Below are 6,766 nucleotides of genomic sequence, written 5' to 3' on the forward strand. Positions count from 1 at the left end.
ACCCGTCCACTACCAGATGGTGAGATGTCCCGCTCACCACCCGGTACGGCGTGTCGCTCCGAACTGCTCGTACGAGGCTGCTGCCCAGCCCGACCGCCGGGCACTCCCGTTTGTGTCCCAGCCCACACCCTCCGTACGGAAAGCGCGAGCCGGGACACACCTGGTTACGGCAGCTGACTGATCTGCGTCTCGGACAGCACGCCCTCGTAGGCGTACACGCCGTCCACCACGCCCTTCAGCTGCTCGCCCCAGCCGTCGGCGGTGCGGCCCCGGCCGAGCTGGAGCCCGCCGGTGCTCTTCCAGGCCGTGTCGAGGGCCGCGGTGCCGCCCTCGGCGTCCTTCGACCCGTCCACGTAGAAGGACACCTGGTTGGCGGACGCGTCGTGCACGACGGTGACCCGGTGGCCCGACCCGATGTCCCCGTCGGGCCACTCGATCCGGCGGAGCACGGTCTCCGGGGCGCCCGGCTCGTCGGCGTGCGCCAGCACCAGGTCCCAGCTGGAGTTCTCCGGGTCGAAGCGCACCTTGAAGGCGTCGCCGTGCTCGCCGCCCTGGGAGAAGGCGGTCATCGGCGTCGCCGGGGCGTCGTCGGTGAGCCGGACGCGGGCGCTGACCGTGAAGCTCCCCGAGGTGTCGACCACCGGGGCCTCCGTGGCCGCGTGGCCCGCGACGCCGTCGAGACGCAGGTGTCCGTCGCCCTCCAGCGGCCAGTCCCGGTCGCAGAACGGGTCGAAGGGGTCACAGGGGTCGTCGTCGAGGCGGTAGACCGAGGCCCCCGCGCCCAGCTTCAGCGGCGCTCCCCCGTCCGACTCCGGGGCGAGGCCGTCCGGCGCGGTGTCCAGCGCCCAGTGGCCGACGCGCTGCGCGGCCCGGGTGGCGAGGGCCGTCAGCTCCTCGGGCACGACGATCCGGTCGTACGCCCGTACGTCACCGATCTCGCCCTGCCAGCGGTCGCGGTAGCCCTGCGCCCCGCGCGCCCGGCCGATCTGGAAGTCGCCCTGGCCCGCCACGGGGACGGCTGCGGTCTCCTCGCCGACCGCGCGGCCGTTCACGTACAGCCGGGCCGTGCCGGTCTCCGCGTCGTACTGGCCGAGCACGTACGCCCAGTCGCCGGTCTCGGGCAGCCCGCCCGTGATCCGCGCCCCGCCGACGGCGAAGGACCAGGCGGGTCCGGAACCGGCCTGGGTGAGCCCCAGAGTGAAGGCGCGTGCCGCGCCCGCGTCCTGGGAGAGGACCGTACGGGTGCCGTCCACGCGCTCCGGCCGGACCCAGCCGCCCACGTCGAAGTCCTTCGCGGTGTCGGCGACGACCGGGGCCCCCGGCGTCAGGAAGCCGTGGCCCGTTCCGTCGAGCGAGGCGGTGGAGGTGAGCGGGGTGCCGGAGGGCGCGGGCGCGCCGAACGCGGCCCCCGCGCCGGCCCGGGCGGCGGTGCCCGTCTCGGCGGCGGCCGAACGGGAGCCCGCCGCGTCGGCGAGCTTCCACCGGGCCACCGGGGCGGGCCCTTCCCCGATCAGGAAGGTGTAGTCGGCGCGCGCACTGCGATTGCCCGCCCGGTCCTGCGCCTGTACCGAGAGAATCTGGCGGCCGGACTTCCGCGGCACGAAGCGGATCTCGGCCGAACCGTCGGGCCGGACGTCTGCCGTGCGCGGTGGCTCACCCATGAACTCGTAGGCGAAGGCGACGATGTCCTCGGCCTGCGCCGTGAACCGGAAGGTGCCCCGGACACCGACACCGGGCGTCCACGTGTCGTCGTCCGGATAGTCGGAGGACGTGACGACCGGGGCGTCGGGCCTTGTGCGGTCGTAGACGAACTCGCAGGGTGCGCCCGCCCCTTCGCTGCTCCAGGCGGAGGCCCCCGCGTCGTTGACGGCCCGCACCCGCCAGGACACGACGGTCTCGTCGGGGACGGTGCTCGGCAGCTGCCACGTGAACGGGGCGGTGTCGTGCATCGTGGTGGTGGTCATGGACACGCGCTCCTCGGCGCCGCCCTCGCCCTGCCACCACGCCTCGAACTCGCCCCGGACCCGGCTCGCTTCACCCGGCTGCCCGCCCCCGGGCCCGTACAGCCGCGCCGTCACCTGCGGAACGGTCTCCACATACGGCCGGTCCTCCCCGGGGGCGCATTCCGCGCCGCCCGTCGCCAGATCGGCGATCCGCGGCTGCTTCGGCAGCCCGTCACCCGCCGCCGCCAGTACGGTGCCCGGCGTCGCCAGCACCGTCCCGGCGGCGATCACCGCCGCGGCGGCCGCCCGTCTCGCTCGTCCCGCCTGTCTCTGTCCTGTACGTCCTGTCATGCGCGTTCCCCTCCCCTGTCCGGCCCTTGAAGATCGGAGATCAAGAGCTGAGGGAGATTAACAACCGGGTGCGACAACCGCCTCCGGATATCCGCACGCCAGGACGACCGGCTCAGCCCGCCGTCAGCGTCTCCACGTCGAGGACCTGGGTGTTCTGCGCGGCCGCGACGCGCCAGATCCCGTCGTCCTTGGCGAGCACATAGGTCGGAGTGCCGGGGACCGCCTCGGGGTGGGCGGCCATGAGCGGATCGGGGTCTTCCTGGCCGTGGAAGATCTCGTCCAGGTACGCGCCTCCGGCACGGGCCGCCGGGCGCTGACGGATTTTCACGGCGGCCACGTCGGGGCGGATGAAGAGGATCAGGTCGACCGTGTACGTGGCGGCCACCGGGGAGTCCGCCTGCGGGGGCAGCACCTTGCGGGTGAAGGCGCTGATCTCCGGCAGGCCGGTCAGCCGCTTGCCGTGGGCCGTCGTCCAGACGGCGTCCTCGCGGAACCCGACGAGGAAGGCGTCGGGATCCGCGTTCAGCTGGGCCTCCTGCACGCCGGCGACGAACGCGACGATGGCGTCGACGTCCTCCTGCGGAGCGGGTACGCCGATGACGGTGGGGCGCGGGGGTGACGGGAGGCATGGCGCTCATGGCGAATCTCCTTGTGGGATGCGGCCGTTGCTTCGGCCGTTCCCCCGGAGCTTCTGCCCTCAGGCGCAGTTGAGGTCAAGGCCCCCCGGGCCTCCTCCAACGTCCCTGATCTCCAGGGTGGTTGAGGTCCTAGCGTCCTCGGTATCGAACAGGCCGTGACCGTGCAGGCCCTGACCGGGCAGAGGAGCGCTCAGCGATGATTTTGGTGACCGGTGCGACCGGGAACATCGGCAGGGAGCTGCTGCGGCAGCTGTACGCGGACGGGTTCGGAGCCGGCGTACGGGCGCTGACCCGCGACGCGGGACGCGCCGAGGCCTCGGTCCCCGACGGGATCGAGGTAGCGGAAGGAGATCTGGAACAGGCCGCGTCACTGAAGTCCGCACTGGGCGGGGCGCGTTCACTGTTCCTGATCACGTGGTGCTGGTCTCCTCCATCACCGTCGAGACCCAGGCTCTTCCCCAGCTACCGCGACACGCTCGCGGCCGTCGCGCGCACCGGGGTCCGTGCGCGACGAGTCCGTGGTGCGCGTGCCGTACGCGGACGTCGGGCTGCCGTCCGTCCACCCCGCTGACATCGCCTCGGCGGCCCACGCGGCGCTGACCGGACCGGGGCACCGGGGGCGGACGTACCAACTCACCGGACCGGAAAGGATCTCGCCCCGGCAGCAGGCCCATGAGCTGGGGCGGGTGCTGGGCCGGGAGGTGACCTGCGTCGGGATCGCGCGGGAGGAGGCGTACGGGTCGATGGCCGCCGTGATGGGCGCCGAGGTCGCGAACAGCGTCCTCGATCTGATGGGCGGCGACGTCAACGACGCATTGCCGGCCGTGCACGACACCGTGGCCCGCGTCACCGGCTCCCCCGCCCGCACCTTCCGCCGCTGGGCCGAGGAGAACACCGGCGCGTTCCGGTGAACCGGGGCGCGGGGCGCGGCAGTTGGGCGGCTACTTCACCGGCCGCAGCCCCAGCGGCCCCGCGATCTCCTGGAGCATCACGCGGCCCGCCTCCTCGGCGAGGTCCTCCTCGCCCGGGTCCTGGTCGATGTCCAGGCCGTCCAGCTCCTCCAGGGGCTGGCCGAGGCGGATGTGGGCGACCAGGGACTGGAGGGCGCGGAGGGTGGCGGAGGCGGTGGAGCCCCAGTTGGAGAAGTACGAGAACTGCCACCACCACAGCGCCTCGGCGGTGCGGTCCGCCTCGTAGTGCGCGAGGCCGTGGCCGAGGTCGGTGACCAGGTCGGCCAGGTCGTCGGAGATGCGGTGCGGGACCGGGGCCTTGCGGGGCTCGTACGGGTCGAAGACCTCGGAGTAGACGTCGATCGGCTCCAGCAGCACCGCGAACCGCTCGCGCAGGCCGTCCGCGTCCGGCTCCGCGCCGAGGTCCGGCTCGTACCGCTCGTCGGGCAGGACGTCCTCGTACGCGCCGAGGCGGCCGCCCGCAAGCAGGAGCTGGGAGACCTGGAGGAGCAGGACCGGGACGGCCTCTTCCGGCTCGTCGACCTTGGACACCTCGGCGACCGCGACGATGAACGTCTTGATCTGGTCCGCGATCTGGACGGCGAAGTCGCCCGGGTCCTGCGTGACGGAGTTCAGCGTGGCGTCAGACATCGAGGGGACCTCCCGTGGGCGCGGTCACAGACGGCGAAGCGGACGGCAGAGCGGAGTGCGGTACGTACAGGGGGCGTACGGCGGGGGTGTCGGTGCCGTTGTCAGACATCCAGCAGCCGCCTTCCCTCGAAGGCGCGGCCCAGAGTGACCTCGTCGGCGTACTCCAGGTCGCCGCCGACCGGCAGACCGCTGGCCAGCCGGGTCACCTTGAGGCCCATCGGCTTGACCATCCGCGCCAGGTACGTCGCGGTGGCCTCGCCCTCCAGATTGGGGTCGGTCGCAAGGATCAGCTCCGTGATGGAACCGTCCGCGAGCCGCGCCAGCAGCTCGCGGATGCGCAGGTCGTCCGGGCCGACGCCCTCGATGGGGCTGATCGCCCCGCCCAGGACGTGATAGCGACCCCGGAACTCACGCGTCCGCTCGATCGCCACGACGTCCTTGGGCTCCTCGACCACGCAGATGACGCTCTGGTCGCGGCGCGCGTCCCGGCAGATCCCGCACTGCTCCTGCTGCGCGACATTGCCGCACACGGCGCAGAACCGGACCTTGTCCTTGACCTCCAGAAGGGCGTGGGCGAGCCGGCGTACGTCCGTGGGCTCGGCCTGCAGGACGTGGAAGGCGATCCGCTGCGCGCTCTTGGGACCGACGCCGGGCAGCCTGCCCAGTTCGTCGATGAGGTCCTGAACAACGCCTTCGTACAACGGAACGCCTTTCTTTGCTTCCTGCTCCGTACCGTAGTGGGTACGGGTCGGTACCAGTAGGCCTCGCGGGCCTGTGAGACCCCAGGTGCTGTGAGGTCTACCGGCCTGTGAGACCTACGGGCCTGTGGCCGGTCCGGTCAGAACGGCAGGCCCGGGATGCCGCCCCCGCCGCCCAGGCCCTGTGCCAGCGGGCCGAGCTTCTCCTGCTGGAGCGCCTGCGCGTTCTCGTTGGCCGCCTGGACGGCCGCGACGACGAGATCGGCGAGCGTCTCGGTGTCCTCCGGGTCCACCGCCTTCGGGTCGATCACCAGGGCGCGGAGCTCGCCGGAACCGGTCACGGTGGCCTTCACCAGACCGCCGCCCGCCTGTCCGTCGACCTCGGTCCTGGCCAGTTCCTCCTGGGCCGCGGCGAGATCCTGCTGCATCTTCTGGGCCTGCTGGAGCAACTGCTGCATATCGGGCTGGCCACCACCGGGAATCACGGTCACTCCTGGCATTTCGACGACAAATGTTTCGGTAAGCCGAGCCTACGTGTTCCTTGGTCACCGCGCTCCACCCGCCGGGGGGCAACTCTTTCGAGTGAGATCTCAGAACCGGCGTGAGTGCTCCTATACCTGACCAGCGGCCCTGCGCAGGCGGGAATCCCGCGATTTCGACCCCGCGGCCCACCATTCGGCGGTAGGAAGGGCATGCACATCGACACACGAGCGTGCATGTCCAGTGACGCAGAGTTACAGCACGGGAGCCTTCCCGTCCGTCAGAGTGCAGAGGAGTGCCCCGGTGAGTCAGCCGGAGATGCAGCCCGAAGGGCCGCCCCGCAAGGAGTCCGATGCGGGATCCGGTGAGAACGGAGCAGATGGTTCCGCTACCGGGAACGGGGCCAGGACCGCGGACAGCGCCAACGGTCGCGTCGGTGGACGTGCCGAGGGACGTGCCGGGGGGCGCGATCTGACCGGGCGACCCTTCCCCCTCGGGGACTGGGGCGAGCCTGCCGAGCGGCTGGACGAGCTCTACCGCTGGGTCGAGACCGGGGCCCTGGAGACCGCCGACTGGTATCTGAACGACCGCGTCTGGAAGCGCCGCGCCGCGAGGACGTTACGGATCGGGACGGCCGCCGGGGTGGTCGCCGGGGCCGCTCTGCCGCTGCTCGACCTGACCGGCGCGCTGAGCGGCTCGGCGGGCTGGGGCTATCTGTCGCTGCTGCTGGGGGCCGCCTGCATGGCCTGCGACCGGTATTTCGGCCTCACCTCCGGGTGGATAAGGAACCTCGCCACGGCCCAGGCGGTGCAGCGGCGGCTCCAGGTGCTCCAGTTCGACTGGGCCTCGGAGTGCGTACGGGAGATGCTCGGGCCGACCGAGGGCACGGCCAGCGAGGCGGCCGAGCGGTGCCTGGGGGTGCTGCGGAGGTTCTCCGAGGACGTGACCGAGCTGGTGCGGTCGGAGACGGCGGACTGGATGGTGGAGTTCCGGGCGGGGCCCGCGCCGATGGGGATGCAGGCGCTGGCGACGGGGAGTGCGGGACGGGGGGAGCC

Annotated in this window: 8 protein-coding genes; 3 read left to right on the forward strand and 5 right to left on the reverse strand. The window is 72.1% G+C overall.

Annotation, left to right across the window (positions count from 1 at the left end):
* Window positions 1-164: 164 nt before the first annotated feature.
* Both JS521_RS00520 and JS521_RS00525 read right to left on the reverse strand, forming a co-directional pair.
* A complete protein-coding gene (locus tag JS521_RS00520; protein WP_205080727.1) occupies window positions 165-2,294 on the reverse strand; it encodes a LamG domain-containing protein in 2,130 nt (709 codons plus the stop codon).
* A gap of 112 nt (window positions 2,295-2,406) precedes the next feature.
* Window positions 2,407-2,892, reverse strand: a complete 486-nt coding sequence (locus JS521_RS00525) for an SgcJ/EcaC family oxidoreductase (protein WP_205080736.1) — start codon at window positions 2,890-2,892, stop codon at window positions 2,407-2,409.
* Window positions 2,893-3,128: 236 nt separating this feature from the next.
* Between JS521_RS00525 and JS521_RS36310 the strand changes: the two genes are divergently transcribed.
* Window positions 3,129-3,503, forward strand: coding sequence for an SDR family oxidoreductase (locus JS521_RS36310; RefSeq protein WP_239486558.1), 375 nt, complete (start codon window positions 3,129-3,131; stop codon window positions 3,501-3,503).
* Entirely contained in the window at window positions 3,436-3,843 is a 408-nt protein-coding gene (locus JS521_RS36315) for a Rossmann-fold NAD(P)-binding domain-containing protein (RefSeq protein ID WP_239486559.1), read from the forward strand. Before JS521_RS36310 ends, JS521_RS36315 begins: the two co-directional genes overlap by 68 nt.
* 30 nt (window positions 3,844-3,873) lie before the next feature.
* Here the strand turns inward: JS521_RS36315 and JS521_RS00535 are convergent, their stop codons facing one another.
* From JS521_RS00535 to JS521_RS00545, 3 genes are all read right to left on the reverse strand, one after another.
* Window positions 3,874-4,533 (reverse strand): DUF5063 domain-containing protein, encoded by a 660-nt coding sequence (locus tag JS521_RS00535; RefSeq protein ID WP_205080728.1) that lies wholly within the window; start codon window positions 4,531-4,533, stop codon window positions 3,874-3,876.
* A 101-nt stretch (window positions 4,534-4,634) separates the two neighbouring features.
* A complete protein-coding gene (gene recR / locus JS521_RS00540; RefSeq protein ID WP_205080729.1) occupies window positions 4,635-5,234 on the reverse strand; it encodes a recombination mediator RecR in 600 nt (199 codons plus the stop codon).
* 137 nt (window positions 5,235-5,371) lie between these two features.
* Window positions 5,372-5,716: a YbaB/EbfC family nucleoid-associated protein gene (locus JS521_RS00545; RefSeq protein ID WP_205080737.1), complete on the reverse strand. Its 345-nt coding sequence runs from the start codon at window positions 5,714-5,716 to the stop codon at window positions 5,372-5,374.
* Window positions 5,717-6,014: 298 nt separating this feature from the next.
* Here JS521_RS00545 and JS521_RS00550 point away from each other — a divergent pair.
* The coding region (locus tag JS521_RS00550; RefSeq protein ID WP_205080730.1) for an SLATT domain-containing protein at window positions 6,015-6,766 on the forward strand (752 nt) is incomplete at its 3' end.

The organism is Streptomyces durocortorensis (assembly GCF_016901035.1).
GTDB lineage: Bacteria > Actinomycetota > Actinomycetes > Streptomycetales > Streptomycetaceae > Streptomyces > Streptomyces durocortorensis.